22 protein-coding genes and 2 tRNA genes are annotated in these 19,461 nt (G+C 45.2%); 11 read left to right on the forward strand and 13 right to left on the reverse strand.

The annotated features are described in order from the left end of the window. Positions 1-70: 70 nt before the first annotated feature. Positions 71-355, reverse strand: a complete 285-nt coding sequence (locus tag QHH00_05210) for a hypothetical protein (GenBank protein MDH7508782.1) — start codon at positions 353-355, stop codon at positions 71-73. Then, positions 356-808 (reverse strand): helix-turn-helix domain-containing protein, encoded by a 453-nt coding sequence (locus tag QHH00_05215; GenBank protein ID MDH7508783.1) that lies wholly within the window; start codon positions 806-808, stop codon positions 356-358. It abuts the gene before it with no gap. A gap of 341 nt (positions 809-1,149) precedes the next feature. Between QHH00_05215 and QHH00_05220 the strand changes: the two genes are divergently transcribed. From QHH00_05220 to QHH00_05230, 3 genes are read left to right on the forward strand one after another with little or no spacing between them, the layout of a single operon-like run. Then, a complete protein-coding gene (locus QHH00_05220) occupies positions 1,150-2,235 on the forward strand; it encodes an ABC transporter substrate-binding protein (protein ID MDH7508784.1) in 1,086 nt (361 codons plus the stop codon). A gap of 45 nt (positions 2,236-2,280) precedes the next feature. Then, a complete protein-coding gene (locus tag QHH00_05225) occupies positions 2,281-3,102 on the forward strand; it encodes an ABC transporter permease (GenBank protein MDH7508785.1) in 822 nt (273 codons plus the stop codon). Next, on the forward strand, positions 3,099-3,866 hold the full coding sequence (locus tag QHH00_05230; protein MDH7508786.1) for an ABC transporter ATP-binding protein: 768 nt from the start codon (positions 3,099-3,101) through the stop codon (positions 3,864-3,866). The genes QHH00_05225 and QHH00_05230 overlap by 4 nt, the downstream gene beginning before the upstream one ends. 1 nt (position 3,867) lies before the next feature. Here the strand turns inward: QHH00_05230 and QHH00_05235 are convergent, their stop codons facing one another. The 4 genes from QHH00_05235 to trxA all read right to left on the reverse strand — a co-directional run bounded on the left by QHH00_05235 (position 3,868) and on the right by trxA (position 5,956). Continuing rightward, entirely contained in the window at positions 3,868-4,389 is a 522-nt protein-coding gene (locus QHH00_05235; GenBank protein MDH7508787.1) for a helix-turn-helix domain-containing protein, read from the reverse strand. Positions 4,390-4,398: 9 nt separating this feature from the next. After that, positions 4,399-5,298 (reverse strand): NAD(P)/FAD-dependent oxidoreductase, encoded by a 900-nt coding sequence (locus QHH00_05240; protein ID MDH7508788.1) that lies wholly within the window; start codon positions 5,296-5,298, stop codon positions 4,399-4,401. Between the two features lie 82 nt (positions 5,299-5,380). Continuing rightward, positions 5,381-5,545, reverse strand: coding sequence for a hypothetical protein (locus QHH00_05245; protein MDH7508789.1), 165 nt, complete (start codon positions 5,543-5,545; stop codon positions 5,381-5,383). 9 nt (positions 5,546-5,554) lie between these two features. Next, complete coding sequence (gene trxA, locus QHH00_05250; protein MDH7508790.1) at positions 5,555-5,956, reverse strand: thioredoxin; 402 nt, start codon at positions 5,954-5,956, stop codon at positions 5,555-5,557. 268 nt (positions 5,957-6,224) lie between these two features. Here trxA and QHH00_05255 point away from each other — a divergent pair, with 268 nt between their 5' ends. Both QHH00_05255 and QHH00_05260 read left to right on the forward strand, forming a co-directional pair. Continuing rightward, complete coding sequence (locus QHH00_05255) at positions 6,225-6,488, forward strand: PRC-barrel domain-containing protein (protein ID MDH7508791.1); 264 nt, start codon at positions 6,225-6,227, stop codon at positions 6,486-6,488. Positions 6,489-6,543: 55 nt separating this feature from the next. Then, entirely contained in the window at positions 6,544-7,053 is a 510-nt protein-coding gene (locus QHH00_05260) for a gamma carbonic anhydrase family protein (GenBank protein ID MDH7508792.1), read from the forward strand. Here QHH00_05260 and QHH00_05265 read toward each other — a convergent pair. The 3 genes from QHH00_05265 to QHH00_05275 are packed head-to-tail and all read right to left on the reverse strand — an operon-like array spanning position 7,004 to position 8,614. Further along, positions 7,004-7,600, reverse strand: a complete 597-nt coding sequence (locus tag QHH00_05265) for an HDIG domain-containing protein (GenBank protein ID MDH7508793.1) — start codon at positions 7,598-7,600, stop codon at positions 7,004-7,006. The genes QHH00_05260 and QHH00_05265 overlap by 50 nt on opposite strands. Then, the gene (locus QHH00_05270; GenBank protein MDH7508794.1) at positions 7,581-8,099 is read right to left on the reverse strand and encodes a tRNA (cytidine(56)-2'-O)-methyltransferase; all 519 of its coding nucleotides are present in this window, start codon (positions 8,097-8,099) and stop codon (positions 7,581-7,583) included. The genes QHH00_05265 and QHH00_05270 overlap by 20 nt, the downstream gene beginning before the upstream one ends. A 17-nt stretch (positions 8,100-8,116) precedes the next feature. Further along, positions 8,117-8,614 carry an ArsR family transcriptional regulator gene (locus QHH00_05275; GenBank protein ID MDH7508795.1) on the reverse strand — a complete coding sequence of 166 codons (498 nt, stop codon included), beginning with the start codon at positions 8,612-8,614 and terminating at the stop codon, positions 8,117-8,119. 136 nt (positions 8,615-8,750) lie between these two features. Between QHH00_05275 and QHH00_05280 the strand changes: the two genes are divergently transcribed. Beyond that, complete coding sequence (locus tag QHH00_05280; GenBank protein MDH7508796.1) at positions 8,751-8,891, forward strand: hypothetical protein; 141 nt, start codon at positions 8,751-8,753, stop codon at positions 8,889-8,891. Positions 8,892-8,911: 20 nt separating this feature from the next. Here QHH00_05280 and QHH00_05285 read toward each other — a convergent pair whose 3' ends face one another. Beyond that, complete coding sequence (locus tag QHH00_05285; protein MDH7508797.1) at positions 8,912-9,478, reverse strand: hypothetical protein; 567 nt, start codon at positions 9,476-9,478, stop codon at positions 8,912-8,914. A gap of 404 nt (positions 9,479-9,882) precedes the next feature. On the opposite strand from QHH00_05285, the gene QHH00_05290 reads away from it, so the two are divergent. Both QHH00_05290 and QHH00_05295 read left to right on the forward strand, forming a co-directional pair. Then, complete coding sequence (locus QHH00_05290) at positions 9,883-14,022, forward strand: FG-GAP-like repeat-containing protein (protein ID MDH7508798.1); 4,140 nt, start codon at positions 9,883-9,885, stop codon at positions 14,020-14,022. 31 nt (positions 14,023-14,053) lie between these two features. Further along, on the forward strand, positions 14,054-15,313 hold the full coding sequence (locus tag QHH00_05295; protein ID MDH7508799.1) for an NAD(P)/FAD-dependent oxidoreductase: 1,260 nt from the start codon (positions 14,054-14,056) through the stop codon (positions 15,311-15,313). On the opposite strand, the gene QHH00_05300 is transcribed toward QHH00_05295, so the two are convergent. Continuing rightward, positions 15,281-16,972, reverse strand: a complete 1,692-nt coding sequence (locus QHH00_05300; protein MDH7508800.1) for a UbiA family prenyltransferase — start codon at positions 16,970-16,972, stop codon at positions 15,281-15,283. The two genes, QHH00_05295 and QHH00_05300, sit on opposite strands and share 33 nt — an antisense overlap. A gap of 324 nt (positions 16,973-17,296) precedes the next feature. Here QHH00_05300 and QHH00_05305 point away from each other — a divergent pair, with 324 nt between their 5' ends. Beyond that, positions 17,297-17,605, forward strand: coding sequence for a hypothetical protein (locus QHH00_05305; GenBank protein ID MDH7508801.1), 309 nt, complete (start codon positions 17,297-17,299; stop codon positions 17,603-17,605). A 157-nt stretch (positions 17,606-17,762) separates the two neighbouring features. Continuing rightward, positions 17,763-17,855: transfer RNA gene (locus tag QHH00_05310), tRNA-Asn, on the forward strand. A gap of 124 nt (positions 17,856-17,979) precedes the next feature. Here QHH00_05310 and QHH00_05315 read toward each other — a convergent pair. Together QHH00_05315 and QHH00_05320 are read right to left on the reverse strand one after the other, a co-directional pair. After that, positions 17,980-18,729 (reverse strand): DUF2284 domain-containing protein, encoded by a 750-nt coding sequence (locus QHH00_05315; GenBank protein MDH7508802.1) that lies wholly within the window; start codon positions 18,727-18,729, stop codon positions 17,980-17,982. Next, complete coding sequence (locus QHH00_05320) at positions 18,632-19,198, reverse strand: molybdopterin-dependent oxidoreductase (GenBank protein MDH7508803.1); 567 nt, start codon at positions 19,196-19,198, stop codon at positions 18,632-18,634. Before QHH00_05320 ends, QHH00_05315 begins: the two co-directional genes overlap by 98 nt. A 147-nt stretch (positions 19,199-19,345) precedes the next feature. Between QHH00_05320 and QHH00_05325 the strand changes: the two genes are divergently transcribed. Beyond that, positions 19,346-19,434 (forward strand) — tRNA-Ile (locus QHH00_05325). The last annotated feature ends 27 nt before the right edge of the window (positions 19,435-19,461 follow it).

Here is a 19,461-nt window from a genome sequence, read left to right on the forward strand (position 1 = left end):
ATTCCGATCAACCTGGTTTGTTTTGGAGTGTTCCCGATCAATGGAAAAGTGGTTCATCATTTGATCGCATTTACCTGAAATAAACTTCTCTCTCCTCGCTTTCCTTTTTCTCCTCTTCTTTTTTCAAATGCAACAGATCGATCGAAAGAACGGCGATGCATGGGATCAATCTGATTCTCCCCGCTTCTTCTCCATGGGAGTCGTCTAGTTCAATACTGATAGCCGTATCATGTCCGAAAGCAACGTACCCCTTGAACTCACCAGTTGTCAATAATGGCTGCCCCTCGCCACCTTTGCTGATCACCCTGCACTTCGAGCCCTTTGTGAGATTTGGTTCGAGATCTTTGCCAGTCATCTACCTTGCCTCCTCGATTAATTTTTGGAGATGATCAACCGTTTTGCGGTAATTATCCATCGCCATCTGCACATTTGCTTCGGTGAAGCTCCATGCCTTGCGGAGATCACCGTATCGAATGCGGTATCCCTTCTTTGTTTGCCCATCGCGCATAGTCTCCACTTCTTCGATCAAATCCATCGATTTCAGTTTGTTGAGATGTCTGTAAACTGTTGGCTTCGTTGTTTTGAGATAGATTGCCAACTCTTCGACAAGCCAGACACGTTTCATATTTTTTATGAAGCACTCTACGAAGAGCTTGTAGGGAATCCCCTCTGTCGAATTTCCCCTCTTCTTTTTCGGATCAAAATTCATTGGCAGGTATCCTATCTGCTTGAGGAACTCAGTAGCGACTTCCTCGACGTCATTAATTGGTGTCAGGGGTGTGTTGCTTACCACGTTGAGCTGGAACATAATATCGGATAACTCGAGATTATTAAAGCTTATTAATTTTTTTCTTTCGCTATTGCAATTCTTTTTTCACGATATACCGAAATAATCGCAAAAACCTCTCATGATGAATGAAATTGGATGAATTGAAAATCAATATCGAACTCTGATATCTATCAAGAAAAAGCATTAGCTGTGTCATTCAAGAGTCGCACCTTGCTTAAAAAATCCAATACCTCTAGGGATCAGTCTATCAAATACCATTGTGTGGAATTGAGGAGAAAAAATGTACAAGTAGGACAAATTTTTTCCTTCTAGGGAGAAACCATTTATAGACCAGTTAAACTATAGAAATCGGTGACCTCATGAAGCGATCGGCAATTTATGCAATTATTGTAGCTATTATAGCAATTCTCGCCGTTGTGGCCGCCGCAGTTTTGTACAAGCCAGCAGCGGAGGAAAAAGTGATATACTGGAGTGCCGTCGCACCGGCGAACCAGCGTGCTGCATTGCAGACCAACACCGTCCAAGGAGCTGTCAGCTGGGAACCTTATGTTTCGGATTCCTTAGTGGACGGTACCGCCAACGTCATCGCATGGTCAAACGACATATGGCCACACCATCCATGCTGTGTCATCGCTGTGAAAACGAGCTTTGCCGAATCAGATGCCGCGAAGAACAACGATCTTGTTGCAAGAGTTATTAGAGCGCACATCGATGCGACGAACTGGATCATCGAAACGATCGAAAACGGTGGCGAGAATTACACGAAACTTTTGGAGATTGGAGCAGAGTTCAGTAACAGGAATACAACGGTCGTAGAGTCTGCGATTGAGCACATCGAATTCAACTACGAGATTACGAAACCGGTGAAGAAATGGTTTGAAAACTATACTTCAATGTTTGCCGACTTAGGACAGATCACTTCCCTCAGCGGATACGCGAATGTGACAGCTTTTGTCGATTCCATTGTCAACACGAGCTACTTGGAAAAAGCGATGACTGTCGAGCCGAGCGACACGATTCTCGGTACCGTGAGATTGGGTTACCTGATGGGCGACCTCCATCAGTTCGCGAGAGTTGTTGCGGCGAATGAAACGTTGTGGGGCGGAAAGACGCTATTTGAGAAGTATGGTGTGGAGATTCAATCGCCCCTACCCTATGCAAACGGTGCATTCTTGATGGACGGTTTCGCTCGAGATGAAATCGATATGGGTTACCTTGGAAGCCCGCCAGCGCTCTTAAAACGCATCAACGCGAACATCCCGATAGAAATCGTTTCATTAGTCAACAGCGGCGGGTCGGCGATCGTCGCTAAAGCAGGGATCACGAGCTTCAGCGAGTTGAATGGCCAGACGGTTGCAACACCGGGACCTGGTTCAATACAGCATCTGTTGCTGATGTTCTACGCAAACGAGCACGGTTACAAGCTCAAACTCAAGGGGACGTAAGGTCCCTCCAAACCTTTTTCTCTTTTGATTTAATAAGGGATGCAGATGATTTCACCTTGGGAAAGGCTCAAGAAGAAGTGGAGGAAGATCTCCGAAACTGGAACCCTCCGGATTTTATGGATCACACCCCTTTCCCTGGCTGGATTCCTGGTCGTGTGGTGGCTCTTTTCAATAGTTATCAACCGCGCATATTTGCCCGGGCCCTATGAAGTCTTTCAGGCGTTCGTCGATTCATTTCTTACGCCAGCGCCGTCCCTTGGCATCACGATGGACGACAACATCGCATCGAGCCTCCAGCGTTTTCTACTCGGTTTTGTCCTTGCATTTTGTGTCGCAGTCCCACTGGGTCTGATGATGGGATTTTTCAGGACGGCAGAAACCGTCGCAAAGCCAGTGATCGAGGTTTTCAGACCCATACCCCCGATTGCGTGGGTACCAGTATTTCTCCTCATCTTCAAGCTCTTTTGGGGCCCCGTCATGGTCATCTTCATTGGCGTCTTCTTCCCTCTTCTCTCAAATGTCATCTTCGGTGTGAAATCGGTTGATCCAACCCTCATAGATGCGGCGCGTACACTCGGTGCCGATCGGATAAGACTCTTCACAAAGGTGATTTTCCCATCAACCGTTCCGTTCCTCATGACCGGCATCACAATCGGTCTGGGTATTGGTTGGATGTGTATAGTAGCTGCTGAAATGATTGGCGCCGTGGGAGGCGGAGTAGGTTACTATATTTACTTCATGGAGCAACTCGGTAAATATGAATACATGTATGCCGGAATGGTCGTCATTGCAATTCTGGGGATCTTGACGGTGGGCATTAGCAGGTATATTGAGCAGTACTTGTCGCGATTGATGGGGATGAAATGACGCTGACCATTGAGAAACTTGAAAAGAGATTTCCGAAGGACGATGAGGAACTCGTCGCGATCACCGATTTCACCCTCGAGGTTAAGGACCACGAATTTGTATGCGTTCTTGGCCCTTCTGGCTGCGGAAAGACCACGCTCCTTCGCATCGTGGCCGGACTTGAATCAAAGACCTCTGGCTCCGTGAAACTTGATGGTGTCGAGATTACTGGGCCAGGTTCCGATCGCGGCATGGTGTTTCAAGAGTTCGCTCTGTTTCCCTGGCGAACGGTCAGGAAAAACATTGAATTTGGACTTGAGATTAGAAAAGTACCAAAAGAAAAGCGAAGGGCGATTTCCGATAAATACATCGAGCTCGTCGGTCTCAAAGGTTTTGAGGACTCACATCCATACGAGCTCTCCGGTGGAATGAAACAGCGGGTGGGGATCGCACGCGCGCTAGCAAATGATCCGAAAATTCTCCTGATGGATGAACCGTTCGGCGCACTTGATGCGCAGACACGAAATATGATGCAAAAGGAGCTCCTGCGGATATGGGCCGAAACAAAGAAAACCGTGCTTTTCGTGACGCATTCAGTCGATGAGGCGGTTTATTTAGCTGATCGTATAGTAGTCATGACTGCACGGCCAGGGACGATCAAAGAGATTTTCGAAATCACGATGCCTCGTCCTAGAGATAGAGCGAGCGTCGAATTTGCGTCACTCAGAAAACACATTTTGGCGGAGCTGGAAAGAGAGGTTGTCAGGCCGACACCATCGGCCTAATTCAATACACTTTTTTCGCCGCCAGTTCGATCGCCCTTAACACGGAGTCGTGCGGAATCACGACCGTCACTGGCACCGATAGAATTTTTTCGACTGTTGGAGCAACGATAGGGGCGCAGACGACCGCGAGGGCACCATCCTTCTCAGCCCTCACAGCAGAAATGATCGCTTCCTCCATAGTCGCCGCAGGGTATTCTTTAACTCTGATGTTCTTACCGCCGATCTTAATCGTGCGTTCCTCAATTTTCTCAAGGACTGGCCTACTTGCAATGACAGCGATGAAATTGCCTGTCGGATGTTTCTCAAGTTTGCGTACTGCCAGAATGATATTCCTCACTGTCCGCAGATTTGGCTCTCTCTTATCCTGCATGATTTTGTAAATTGTGCTCATCGAAAGTCCCGTCTTTGCACAGAACTCAGAAACACTCATCTGGAGGTCTTCTTCGAGTACCTTTCTTAACGCCTCTCTAAATCCGCCTTCGCCCCGAAGTATTCCCGCGATCAACTCGTTTTCAAGGGCCATATCAAAAAATCAACCCTCCTGGTTCTTGACGAACTCTGCTGCCTTGAGGCCTGCGATGCAGCCCTGCCCCACCGCCTTTGCCAGTTGCCATGGTTGGCCCGTCACATCTCCACAGGCAAAGGCGCCGTCGACTTCTGTTTTGCAATCATGATCGACTGTAATCAGCCCACTTGGGTCTGGTATGATTCCGATTTCGAGCGCAAGTTCGATCGAACCCTTGGCACCGAGTTCAATGAAGACACCATCAAGATCGAGCTTCCGGCCGTCGTTGAGCTCTAGACCAGTGACGACCTCGTCGCCATAGATTCTTACAGGTGTCGCGGGAGAAATGATCTCGATCGTTGTTGATTTGACCTTGTCGAGCAACGGTTTCGCGACCTTCATTTCTCTTGAAATCCAAAATACCTTGCTGGCGTATTCTTTCAAGAGAAGCGCGGATGATGCGGCGACACTCTCATCACCTATAACAGCAACCCTCTTGCCCTTGAAGAAATTACAGTCACAAGATGCACAGTAACTGACACCCCGGCCAAGGAATTCTTTTTCGCCCTTGATACCAAGCTTAACTCTTGAAATACCAGGTGCCAGTATGAGGGCTTTTGCGATTATCTTTCTTTCATGGTCAGTCTCGATTAAAAAACGCTTTTCATCCTTGCTTACCTTAATCACATCCTCCTCCAGAATTTGAGCGCCAAATCTCTTTGCCTGGCTTACCCCAGTTTTCAATATTTCTTCGCCTTCTGCCGATTCGATCCCGAGGTAATTCTCGACCCTCGACTTCACAAGCGCGCTTCTCTCTGGATGGCCAATAAGTGTAACCTTCACTTTGCTCCTCGCGGCATGAATGGCAGCTTGGAGCCCAGCTGGCCCACATCCGATAACCGCAACATCCGTTTCCAAATCCTTCATCAAATGAAAATGATGTTGTGCCGTTATAACAGTTATTCTGCACAACTCGAAAATTTGATCAACAAAAAATCTGGAACCGGCGCTATTGTCTTCCTATAATCTTTTTCAGGGCGGCTATTTCATCGCGCAGTTCGTCAATTCTCATTTCGAGAGATAGTTTGGGAGAGTGAGCTGGCCGATTTGCCTCCAACTCGGCGAGCTCCTTTTCAAGTTTCTCAAGCCTTATGCGATGCTCTTCATCCCTCATTTCTACGCCCTACATGAATTTCTGAATTCTTTTCATAATCTGGTCTTTTGGCATGGCGCCAACGATTCTGTCGACGAGCTTCCCATTCTTGAAAACGAGGAGCGTTGGGATAGCCTGTATTCGATACTGCAAGGCAATTCTTTGATTTTCATCTGTGTTTAGTTTGCCAAAGGCAACACGCCCTTGGAGCTCCCTAGCCAAACTATCTATGACAGGCGCGATCATCCGACACGGACCGCACCATGGCGCCCAGCAGTCCACGACGGCGACCTCGTATCTATTTACAAAACCATCAAAACCGACATCGTCGATCACGATGGGCTCTGAGGGCCATTGAGAGTCAGTGTGCCTCTCGGCAGCTTCCATCAATTCCTTGATTTTCTTTCTTCGAATTTCTTCCAATTCGTCCATACCATGATCACCTATCGGTTGTGTTCGATTTAGACAAAACCGATAATATAGCGCCGGCTATTAAACTTTCTGCCTGATATTTCGGGGAATAAGAGCACCATTGCCTATAAGCTCGAAAGAATATGGAAATCGTGCGCATCTAACCATGAAATTCGGCCAAATAATAATTCATAAACTTATGGCCCCGCAACAATTGATCCATAAAATCTTCTTGATTCCACGTCAAATCCGAAGGCTTTTTAAGAAGTAACAGACATATGGATAGCTGATGTTGGAGGAAGCTTCAGAACTCATTGGGTTGCAGGTTTATACCCCAAACGGCATCTTCGTCGGGAATGTTAACAACCTCGTCATCGAACTGGAGAAGAAATGTGTTGATGGCATTTTCATTAGCGAGACAAATCCACTACTCGTCGAGGATTCGAAGGCCATTAACATCCCTTACCGGTGGATCCAAGCTGTTGGTGACGTGATCATCCTTAAGTATTTCCCGAAAAGGGTAACGACAAAGAAACCTCCTGTGAAACTATAACGGAAAAGGAAAACGGGGGAGAAGTTTTTTCCTTTAGACTTCATTCGGGGCGCTCATGGCAATCAATATCAAAGGGAAAGTTTTCATCGATCCCACGGCTGTCATCATAGGCAATGTCAGTATAGAGGAAGGGGTCAGTATCTGGCCCTATGCTGTTTTAAGGGGAGATTTGAATTCGATAACGGTTGGTGAAGGTTCGAATATCCAGGAGCACGTAACCATTCACGGCGATGAAGATTTTCCGAATGTCATAGGGAAAAACGTATCGATTGGTCACGGTGCCGTGATTCATGGTGCAACGATCGGCGATTACTGTATCATCGGTATGCACTCAACGATTCTGAACGGGGCGATCGTTGGCGATGAGTGCATCATTGGTGCTGGTGCATTGATCACAGCGGGGACGAAGATACCGCCGAGATCGATTGTCGTCGGTGTCCCAGGAAAAATCGTCAAACAAGATGATCCGGGTATCCGAGATCGTGCTGCTCGAAATGCTGAAGAATATCACAAACTCAGGGATCTGTACCTTGCTGGAGAATATACTCGCTACACGACCCGCTGAACTTCACACGTCTCTTGAGAGGAAAAAGCAGTTCGTCGATATCCCTGTCGCATAATCGGGACAGTTCTTCGTGCATCATCTTCATTCTCTTAGCGGCATCGAGGAAACCACGCCTCTCAAAATCCGCAGAAGCGTCCCAGACCGATCTCACACCGTTTTCATCAACGAGATTGTCAGCGTGTGTAACGATCTTTTCCTCGAGTGTCTCTGGCATGTAGTTACCCGGCGGGAAACCGAGTAGCTCCGCTTCTTTCTCCGTCAACCCCGCGCCAAGATGTCTCTGAATGATTCTCACGACCTCAACAGGCAAATTCCTTTCCATCGCGATTTTCATACCTTCGATCACATGGTCAAGGCCATGCGTCCGCGTCCTTCCGATATCGTGAAGGAGCGCACCGGCGATTACAAGCCTAATGTCAGCACCGCAACACTCTCCGATCCTTTTAGCTACCTCTTTGACAATGCAGCAGTGTTCGACAATACTGCGATTCGCTCCTTCTTCGATGAGAATCCGAAGACATTCCCCTTCAGTCGGAATCGCTGACAACCCTCTTCCCCCTCTCGCACGGGATGATTTTCATCCGCCCTTTGAAGTCTTTTCTGAGCCCCTCGCCCTTAAGAAACCTATCAAGGAATACTGCTAGGGCCGCTACTTCAGAATGCGGCTGATTTCCTACAGCGACGTTGAAAGTTGCGAGCTCATACATCTCCGGCGGTACCTTTTCTGCACCGACGACTATGAGCAATCGCTCAGACCTTATCTTCGGGAGTGCATCGTCGATATGTATGCCGTACATCGTCAGATGGACGACATCCCCGTCAAAACTCTTTACAAATTCTTTCCAGTTTCTGATTCCTGTCCTTATCTCGAAGTCCCCGCCGAACCGCTCATTAACGCTTCGGATCCCCTGCTCTAATTTCTCATCCTTCGTCGTGACGATAATTCCCTTCGCACCGAAAGCTCGCGCTGTTAGAGCTACATGGGTCGTCACCCTCTTATCTCTCTCTGGGCGATGACCGAGTCTCAATACCCAAATCTCTGCCATCGAAAAGCTTCCAAAATTCAGTCTTTGATCCGTTCAATCCTGTGACCACGGTAATCGAGTCTGACTGAGCGCTTTACCAGGCTCTTCAGCATCGTCGAAGTGATACCAAGGGCTTCAGCAACGTCGCCAGCGAATTTGCCCTCTGATCCTACGAGGTCCAGAATCTTCCTTTCGATCTCCTGAAATTCTTCTTCAGGCATCATAGCAGCTGCTAGGACATCGCTGATTTCGTATACTGGCCAAGATGCGTTGATATGAAAGGATGTATAATAGGTATGGTACGCCTTATCAGGATGAGACCCAGCGACTGATTGCCACTTCGTTTCGACAAGCTTCATTTTCTCAAAGAATTTCAGTGCTTCCTTACCCTCTGGGCCAAATTTCTCTTCAATCTCCTTCGAAGTGCGCCATTCAAGCGTCACTTCTTTGAGTACTTCCCGTTTTATCTTGGTATCAACTGCCCTCAACATTGGCACTAGATCAGAGGGGTCGTTGATAACCTTGATCCTGTTCATACGGTACCTTATTGAATTGTGAAAATATAAAAGGATAGCATGCATAAGAAAGGCCAGAAGCCAAGAAATAATGTGAGGCTGGCATCGCTGCATCCTGCAAATGTATTATAAACCTCTTTGGAGTTTCCGGAAAGGGATGAAAGTGGTCTATCAGTGTCTCGTTTGCGATAAGGTGCACGATACAATTGAGGACGCTCAGAAATGCCACAATGGCCCTATTCAAATCATTCAGAGGGGAATAACCAGATACCCAAAGAAATCGTTTTTCGGGCGGTGATTAATCCTCATAATTCATATTTATTTGACAAGAGCGAATGTCATAGCGATTCCGATCAGTGGTACAATGATCATGAGAAAATCATCGTCGACGAATCTTGATTTGATTCTCTCAATACCAACAGCAAGGAATGTTGCAACAACCGCTGCGATAAAAACCGAGGGGGTCATCCCGATCAAATAAATCATTGAAGAAAAAGCAATTGCAAAATAGACAATGAGGGGGGCCAGTGGATAGAAATGACTTTTTCTCTTTCTTAGCTCTCCAATGAGCGGATCAACCCAGCCCATTCCCATGAGAACTGGCGCCGAGTATTCGAGAGGGAAGAAAAGAAAGGCAATGGCCATGCCAACAGCTGCCCAAACTGCCGCACATATCTGGTATTGCTCATATTCTCTTAAACCGATGATGCGTGGTTTAAAGATTAAGCGTAGAGCCTCAGCAACGAGGATGATTGAAAGAAGAAGGAGCAACGCAGATTCTCTTTCAAGACCTCCAACCCAAAGAGGGTCAGGTAAAAAATAGTAAACGAGAAAAGCCGGTGTAAACATGTGAACTACTCGCCTCAACACGCTTCCTCGATCCATTTTTCAAAACCTCCGACTTAACGAGATCAACAGTTCCCAGTTTTTATTAAGGTAGTCGTTCAATGGTTTGGTAACGTACATGTTACGGCCGTATGATTTTATTCATTAGCAAACGAAAATTGAAGAGACAACTAAAATCCACAAATGATGAATATGGTGATAGAAAGATCTACAAAAGTCATCGATGATCATTGATGACTTGCCTACTGCTCGAAACTATGTAAGGAAAAACTCGTTTGGTTCAACTGTTCCCTCTTGAAATCGTGAGGTTTGGTAGTAAACATATGACGTATGATAATTACCACACAATATTTATATACAATCAATCTATAAAATATATGAGAGTTGTGTCATCAGGTATCAAGAGAGAACCTTTTTATTAATCAAAAGGTTGGTATAGTATCATGATGAGTAAGCGCATTTCAAGAATTCGGGAGCGGAGTGGGGTTTCCGAGATCGTTGGCAACATTATGATACTTGCTATAACGGTGACTTTGTTTTCTGGGGTATTTTGGTATGTTGGCACGATGCCGCCACCTGCAAAAGAGGTTAATGCCGATTTTTTGACAGAAACTCGGATCTCATCAGACGGCACGTGCTGGATCAATATAACTCATCGCGGGGGACAACCTCTCGCGGAGTTTAAAACAAAGATCTACTTATCTGTGAACGATGACATTAAAACTCTTAATATATCCGATAGCCTGAACAACATTGGAACATACTGGGAGACAGGTGAGACATGGTCGTATAAATTAACAGGTATCACTTCGTCAACACGACTTAGTATTATGATAATTGACTATGTCGAAAACTCAGTCGTATGGAGTTCAGTTCTCGCAGGCGAAACCGAGAAATTCCCACCGATTATCGGTGAGAGAGGTACGACTCCGAGTCCATCATATCACACTGACCCTATCAGATTTTACGCTTTTGTTACCGACCCTGATGGTGACCTCGATAGAAGTGGTGTCATTTTGAATGCGACTTCGATTGGTCTGCCGGCATCCATTCCCCTTGAAGATTCTGATAACGATGGAATTTTCCTTTCCCAAGAGTTCACTGCAGATATCAGTTGGAACGGGAAGATTGTCTTTGTTAGCGCATCCGACCTCTCTGGACATTCCGCAATTGCCAGGATTACATTGAATGTCCAACTTAAGCCGTCTGGGGGAACGACGACTTATGGCCCATATTATAATTACAGTCATTATTTCGTAAATGGGACGTATCCGCCTGATGCGAGTGGTGGTGAAAGCGGTTCAGAAACGGGTCGAGTTGGAACCACTTTTTACTATATAAGAAGGGCATCAGACTATTCAATCACTCGGAACTTCAATCCAAACGAGAGAGTCCTGGTTGAATTGTATAGCGATGCGCTGGCAAATCTAGCATTGCAGAACAGCTTCTTCCTGTATCACCCGATCACGGGCGAGCCGATGACTCCTCAATCTTCTTTGGAGGCATTTGAATACGGAGGGATCTATGGTACATTCCATCGATATGTGTATTATTTCGATGCACCGTCATCTGCCTATATTTATCCAATTCAGTTTATATTAAAAGACAATCGAGGAACGGTTATTAACATCGCGGATTCAATTCAGGTCTCGTCAGTAAATTATCCGAAAATATTGACTTACAAACTGGTTGGCAACTCTTTGATTCAAACATCAGACTTCAATCACACTGATACCATGTATGTGAGAGTTGTAACAAAGGACGTCGATCTCCTATCTAGTACTGTTTACATGAGCGATATTGAGATCAGCGATTACTCTGGCAGATATATCATTAAGAAAATACCGCCCTCTTATACATCGCCACCTACTTATTCTGCTCCTCTGAGCAGCATATTCAAAACAGCCGGCACAAACCCGACACCATCGTATGAGGGGTCAAATAACGGAATTTACACTTTCTATGTCGGGCTAAAAGACGCTTATCAGGGTTGGTGGTTACCTAAGAAAAATGCATATAATCTTAAGATCCTGCAATTTTCAGATACTGGTAGCGGCTCCACAACCGGTGAGGTTTATTACAGTCTGTGCATCCAGATAAACGTCACAGCTCCGTTAACAACGATGGATATTCTCGCCAGCGTGGGTTCTGGTTCATTTACATGGAGCGATTCTGGGGCTTACTGGGAAGATAACAAGATTGCCTGGTATAAAGGTGGAGAACAATGGGATGAAACAATAATAGACAACAGCCCTAACAAGGGACCAATCGGCATGGCGCTAGCAGACATCAATGGGGACGGACGCCTCGATGTTGTTGTTGGGTGTCAGGACCCCGATTATGCCAATATCGTATGGTACGAGAATTTAGATCCAGATGGAAAGAGTTGGTCCTCTGCGAGACCTGTAACGATGCCGTTTGACGCATATTCGGGCACTCAGACCGCCTATAACAACGATCTTGGAAATGCCAACGAAGATGCAACGGTTTGGAGCACAAGACTAGGAAGATTTGCAACTGGTTATTCTTCAATTTACGAATTATGTGGTGCAATTGCAGTGGGCGACTTTGATGGTGATGGTGATGGCGATATTGTTGCTAGCTTCATTCATGTCGTTGTCTATACAACCGCATTAGGATCAAGCGATGCAGATTACACGAATACATGGGGAATGTATTTCAATCGCGGCATCTACGTTTTCTGGAATGACGGTACCTGGAGAAAAACGGCTTTACACAGCACATTGGATTGGATAAGTTCCAATGCTGCTAATAAGAATACAAATCCTGCCGCGATGGACATTGCGACTGGCGATTTCAATAGAGATGGTTACGATGATATTGTCGCAGTATACGAAACCGGCGACACAAAAGTTTGGCTAAATCAATGGGGTAGATCATCGGGTGATGCTCAACAGCGCCAGAATGCCGCGTTCGGTTCTGCTTCATCATTGAGAAGCTTACCTTCAGTAGCTGGGAAGAATCCGTGGGATCACGTACAATATATCCCACGTGTGAGGGTTGCAGATGTGAATTTAGATCAGTATCCAGACATCATCAGAACAAGCACAGCTGATAAAAGTGTAACAATTTTTTACACACAGGCTTCCACATCAGAGATTATTGATCGATATCCTGTCGTCGAGTATCAACTCGATCCAAACGGAAGCGCGTCAAGGAGTGGCAGCAAGTCTGATTTAACCGCAAGCGACGATATTTACGAATCTTTGACAGAAGTTTATGATAATTATCCGCCGTACACCTCGTTGCCGACGTCCAAAGGAGTCTACGATACAACGCATGAGATACTCCAAAATTTGACAGCTGATGACGGTGACTATTATAATGTCGACGCAGGAGAACAGCTGTTCATATCACAGTTTAATCTTGATACCAGTTACCAAAACTGCATCCCCTCAAGGGTTGTCCTAAAGGTCAAATATTCTGTTGACACTAATTACAATGCCGATGATTATGTGATGTGGGGATATGCAGGAGGGCAGTTCCAGAACACGACAATAAAGCCCATGGCAGGACAATCGAACACTGTCAGCGAATTCGATCTTCTAGCAAATGGGGTCAACACTTGGAACAAGATTAACAGTCTCAACATTCGCTTCAAGAATAACGACACAGGTGGGAATTCTGTCAGATTCGATTATATGTGGATTGAAGTGACATTTGTCAAGACACGCTGGTTGGGCTGGCAATGGGAAATACAGAACGAGAATAGAGAATATCATAACCTTACGATTGAGATCAGAAAGGGCCTCGAGAGTTCCGAAGAGTTCATGCTTCAATATTCACCAGACAACAGCACATTCTTTAACTTGACTAAAATTACAGTAACTGCAGATACAGAATTGAATTTTGACTTGCCCTACACACCCAATGCCTACTATTACATAAGAATCATCGACATGAACCGGCTCGTCTCCGACTCTGTGAATGATACAATCTACGTTGATCGGCTTCTCATCAGACATTATGCAAGAGCCGTGTATTGGGATGCGCAACATACATACAAAATACCATGGACAGCCCCTGATTACATCACGGCAATCGCGGTTGGCGATCTTGGACGTCAGCTAGCCGATTATGAACCGGATGGATGGCCAGATATCGCTGTCGCTACAGCAAGAGTTGGCGGCGGCGACGATCGAAATACACTTTTTATCCTCACACAAACAACAGGCGGCAGCTTTGATCCCAGACCGGTCTATACGACAACCCTAGCTATCATGTGCCCAGATAATGGGGTTTACGACGTAAAGGATATCGAGCTCGGTGATACAGATGGAGATTATGATCTAGACATTGTATTGGTCGTTGGGGCAGCACCTGGTCGTACGCCGGGAACAGGTCCGACACTGTGGCATTACGAAAACAATCAATTGTTTGCTACAGTCGGTGGCGCGTGGCAATATGGAGAGAGTTATTTGAACGTTCTCGCCAGCAAGGGTGAATCTGCCATCAATGTCGAAGTTGGAAACATTGACCTCACAGTGCTATTGCCATTTCTGAGCATAATGGGAGTCATCATCGCTGAGGCGTTTGTAGAGAGGTTCAGAAAGAGTCGGTAGTCTTACATGCGTGAATTCAATTCGCGAAGAGGTGGCTTCACTGAGTCTCCACTATGACGTTATCATCAGTGGTGCCGGTCCTTCAGGAGCTTATTCAGCGATCCAATGCGCAAGAAAAGGATTGAGAACGCTGCTGCTCGAAAAAGAGAAGATGCCTCGAGACAAATGTTGTGGGGGCGGCATATTAGAAAGGGCCTTGAAGTACCTTGATGTAAGAATTCCAGATTCCATTATCGAAAAGGAGATCTACGGTGTAAGATTATTTGGAGACTCCTCACACAATGAAATTCGGTCGAAAAGCAGGATTGCATTAACCGTCGTAAGGAGACGATTTGATGCTTTTCTTGCTGAAACGGCAGAAAAAGAGGGTGCAGACTTCATTGAGGAAGAGGTAACAGATGTTACAGAATACCCTGATCATATTGAAGTCAGTACAAACAATTCGATGTATGAAGGCAAATGCTTGATTCTCGCGGAAGGCGCCCACAGTCGTTCTGCCAACAAATTACTAGGGCCGTACAAAAGAAATATCTTCGCATCTGGGATGTCAAAATACATCTCGCTATCTGCAGATCCTGGCAATATGATGGAATTCTATTGTTTTACTCTCGAGAGAGAAAGATCTTTTTTGGAGTTTAAACCACCAGCCTATGGCTATGGATGGCTATTCCCATGTTCAGGAAGTGCTAATATAGGTGCTGGCGGTGTTGGATTGAATAAGAAGGTGATTCAGAATATCATCAAAAAAATTGAAACAAAATGTGCTAATGAGGATTGTAGCGTGACAAATTCTGACACCTTTCTTGCCGGGTCAATTCCACTTTCAGTGAGAAAGAAAATCCATACCAAGAGAGCGATTGCCGTCGGCGATGCAGCAGGTCTCACGAATCCAATAACGGGTGAGGGGATGACCTATTCTTTCATTTCCGCTTTAAGAGGGGGCGAGGCCGTTTGGAACTTCATTACACATGAAGAAGATTGGAGACACCTAAGAGATTATGCAAAGGCGATCGAAAATGATATCTTAAGAGATATCAAGGCGGCCTCAATAATCGAGCCACTATTGCGCCGAGTGCTAGGGACGTTGGCTCTAGATTCATTTCTTGATAACTTCTGTAAGATTGAAATACTCTCTGCGGATTGCGCAAAGATTGCGAGAGGAGCGGGAACATGGAAAGAATTATTATTGCATATCATTCCTATGATTCCTTCGCTCTATTTTTCATCAATTCAAAGGGACTTACGTATCAATTTTACATCAAATGCCAACGAACAAATTGAGATACCTTAGTGCAGCATAGATTAACCCAATGAACGCGATGAACATTACCATGTCCGATCTTCTCAAGCGATTGAATGAGACAGCGGCGGCGATTCCTAAGAATGGGAAGACCACCAAATCGATTATGTTCCTGAATATTGCAAGAGGAGTTAATGATGCAAAAAATATCAAGAAAGCCACAACGCGAACTCCTGTTTCAAACCCCAAGACCGTGTAGACCGTTTTCACACCGCCCCGTATATCCTCTTTATAACCCTCTATGTCAGTTATCATCGAGCCGATAAGAATGCCTAAGAACATAAAGAAACCAATAATCACTCCATCCGATGTCAAATTAGGGATCAGAATAGCTCCAGTGAGATGCGGGGCGTATATTCCTCCGGTCGTGTATTCTTCAACAACACTGAATGGTGTGACGAACCCATAAATGAAGGCAAGAAAAGCCCCGATCCCTATCAATGCTGACCTCAACATATGTTGTTTCAATCGGATCAAATTAGATGAGTAGGCAATTGAGATGAGAAAAACTATTGATAGGAGAAACAATTGAACAAATGATAATAAAAGTGCACAGAATAGTGAAATAGCCGCTAGAACGACCGATGTTTCTAGAGCGGTCTTTTCATCAATCAATCCAGACGCAAGAGCCCTACCCATGCGTGTTGGGACGTCTGTGAAACGATCACTTAGATCATTCCAAATGACACAAACTAACCACGCGAGTACCGCTGAAATTATCGATATGCCAACAAATGAAAGATTGACCCAGTACGGGGTTTCGAAAATATGAGTGACGTATACGATTGAGCCAGAAGAAGATCTCCAGCCGCTGACAACTCCCGCAGCAACGATGATCCCAAAAAACAAAGTCTGAAAAGGCCGCAGGCTCATGAAGAGTCTTGTAAAAATCGTTTTCTTCGCGATATAAACGATTCCTAAAGAGAGAATCAAACCAACAATCAGATACCAAGAAAATAAGAAAAGGTGGGTCTGTCTGTACTTAACAAGGTCAAAAGCGGGAAATTGAGGGATCCCACCAACTGTACCAACTGGAAGATACAGTCCTGGCGTCGAAAGAAAGAACATCGATAGAAACGCAAAGAAGAGTAGAAATGCGACCCGTAAGATTGTAACGAGGCGCCCTCTGATATCAAAGAACTTACTTCTTTGCGTCCAGATCGGGTATGAAAAAAGTACGAACAAGATTACTGCAACTTCTATTAATTGCCCATAGTGTAACCTATCTCCGCTAAAATGGAATAGTGCATTGGCAAAATCCGTTGGCGAAAAATACGCGTAATTCTCACGAACGCCGAAAACGAAATAATCCAAAAATGGCGGAAGAAGAATAATCCAATAAAAGCTTGCAAGAAAATTCACGGACTTTTCAAGCCCGCGACCAGAAAATGCCGTCAAAAGGAGCGTTAATCCTAAAAACACAACAACGTAAAAAGCTACATGATGTGCGATGCTGTAAATCCATGGATGTGGCGTGGTGACGAATTCTGGGTCAAGTAGAAAATATTCAGATAAATCTCTGACGACGGCAAGAAAGACTATGTAAGCAAATAATGCAATAATAGATATGCGCCTTCGTTCGAGATAATTAATAAATGAATCAATCTTTTGGCTTAGGGTTTTTTCAAAAGAGTTGTCTTCACTTTCCACGCGTGTTCAATGACTAATTCTTTATATAAGGCTTGCCAGTTTTCAGCCTGCCAGAGGATATCATTATACCCTATAAACACGAATGATTCTTTTTTATCGCATATACAATTTGTTGATGCTCTGTCCTCTTACCAAGTCCATTCTATTCTTTAATTATTTTCTAAAATGCTTATCGAGATCAAAATGGTAAACGAGCCTGACAAACAGTTGGATTAGAAAAAATGCTTAGCTCGGAAAGAAATTGATCGAGTCTATGATGAACATCCCAACAAAAGAGATAGAATAAAATATCAACACATGTTATCACGTCTCTTGGAGAAGAAAATGCGAGGAAGAAGCATTCTGACAAGCAAAATCGAAAGCGAGATCGATTTACTCCAGAGACACGTGACAATGCTCAAAGCAATCATGACACACGAACCGATCGGTATAATAAGATTGTCAGAATTATTGAACTGCCCCCAGCATAAAGTACGGTATTCGCTCAGGATTCTTGAACAGGAAGGACTCATAAAGCCCTCTCCTGAAGGAGCTGTCACGACGGATAAATTGCAGCCATTCCTCGACAATCTCAAGAAAACACTAGATTCGATGAGCAACACCGTCAAAGAGCTTCGCGAATCGCTTGGCTAAACGATGAATTGTTGCCGATTTCAGACCTTCTATCCATGAGCTAACGATTCCTCCAACAGATTTCGCTGAAAATTCATCCTCGGTTGCAATAAGAATCAATCAAAGTAAGGAAAAAGGATTAATATGAGGCTGGCATTTTAGAGCGTCGCCCAATTATGCCGTCGTAGCTCAGCTGGTAGAGCGTGTGGCTGTTAATCCCCCCTAGGGAGTTGAAACCACAAGGTCAGCGGTTCGATCCCGCTCGACGGCGCTCCGCCTTCAATCATTTTTTTCAAGGAAACTGTAGACATGTCAACAATCCGTCATAATATTATTTGAAAACCTTTTAAAAAGGAAGAAAAAGATGTATACCAAGCAATCGTTTTGCTCCCCCATCAATCTACAAGGAGCAAACCTAACCACACAGGCGTCGTCTTTGCGAAGAATTTTAGATCAATTCCGGCATTCTTTGCTGTTTGGATCACGTCAATACCAACTGCTTCCATCGAGGGTCTCGCTACGAAAGGGTGTCTGCAAGGTTTTCCAGAATGCTGTCCGACGCATTCTTCACAAAGCCTGCAGGTTCCAGCCGATAGACCCGTAGCGAACCTGTAACCCATTTCAAGACAATCCTTCTCGAGTTTGCATAGAATCTCAATGAGTTGTCTATCACCTTTCGATAATAAATTTCGATAATTCTGATCTTCTCGGATCTCCGACAACGACTTTCCCTGACCAAGGATCTTCACGAAATCATTATTGATTGTTAATGGTACCTGCACAAGAATCGCATGACGATAGAGTGAAAGGATTTTTGCAAACTCTTCTGGACTTATGACGTTGGGAGGACACATAAGGTTAACGCCATAACTCGCGCATAGCGGAATCATACATTTGAGACGGACTCTCGGATCGACAACGATCCTGTCAGCAGAAATGATTGTTGCCTTCGATGCACCATACTGTTTCGCCTTCTCACAGAGTATTGCGAGGTCTTCTTCCAAAGTACTCAAGGCTAATCGCCCCTCTAATCCACCAAATCCTTTTTCAGTGACTGCTGTATCGTTCTTCTTTCCAAGGGTCAGCGGCGTCGCTGTATCCTCTCCCTTCCCAATAACCGACTTTCTGCTCTGCCATAAAATCAATTCGCCTGATCCATTTTATCGATTTATACGCATACTTCCTTGGAATCACGAGTCTCAAAGGACCACCATGATTTAGGTCAAGCGGCCTATCTTCGAATTTGTAGGTGAGGAGAACATCGTCTTCCATCAGGTCTCGAAGAAACACGCTGGTCGTATATCCATCATCGGCGGTCATGTAGACGCTTTTCGCGTCGGGAAGTGGGTCAGCCATTTTCGCAATTGTTACGAATCTTACACCAGTCCATTGATTATCCAGTCTGCTCCAACCTATCACACAATGAAAATCGCTCGTTACGCTGATAAATGGAAGGGCGAGGAGCTCATCCCAAGTCAATCTCAATTTATTCCTCACCAATCCTTCCACAGTGAGATCCCATTTCGATAGATCAATGCACGGTACCTCGCCATAACTTAATACCGGGAATTCCCGAATCGGCTTCTGACCAGGAGGGATCCGGCGCCCTTCCATAAACATCTCCTTCAGCAGTATAAACATTTGAATAAGAAATATAATGAGTTATCGCCAAGGGTTAACAACTGAAGTTGCCATTTGATAGCTGACAAAGGACAACACCTTTATATGAATCCGCATTATAACCTGAATCCGTAAACCAAAGGGCCCGTAGCTTAGTCTGGCGGAGCGTCTGGCTCATAAGATCCTTCTGAGAGACCAGATGGTCGTCGGTTCAAATCCGACCGGGCCCATCCTTCTTGCTGGCTTCCTTTTTCCAC

It is taken from the genome of Methanomassiliicoccales archaeon (assembly GCA_029907465.1).
In the GTDB taxonomy this organism is placed as follows: domain Archaea; phylum Thermoplasmatota; class Thermoplasmata; order Methanomassiliicoccales; family JACIVX01; genus JACIVX01.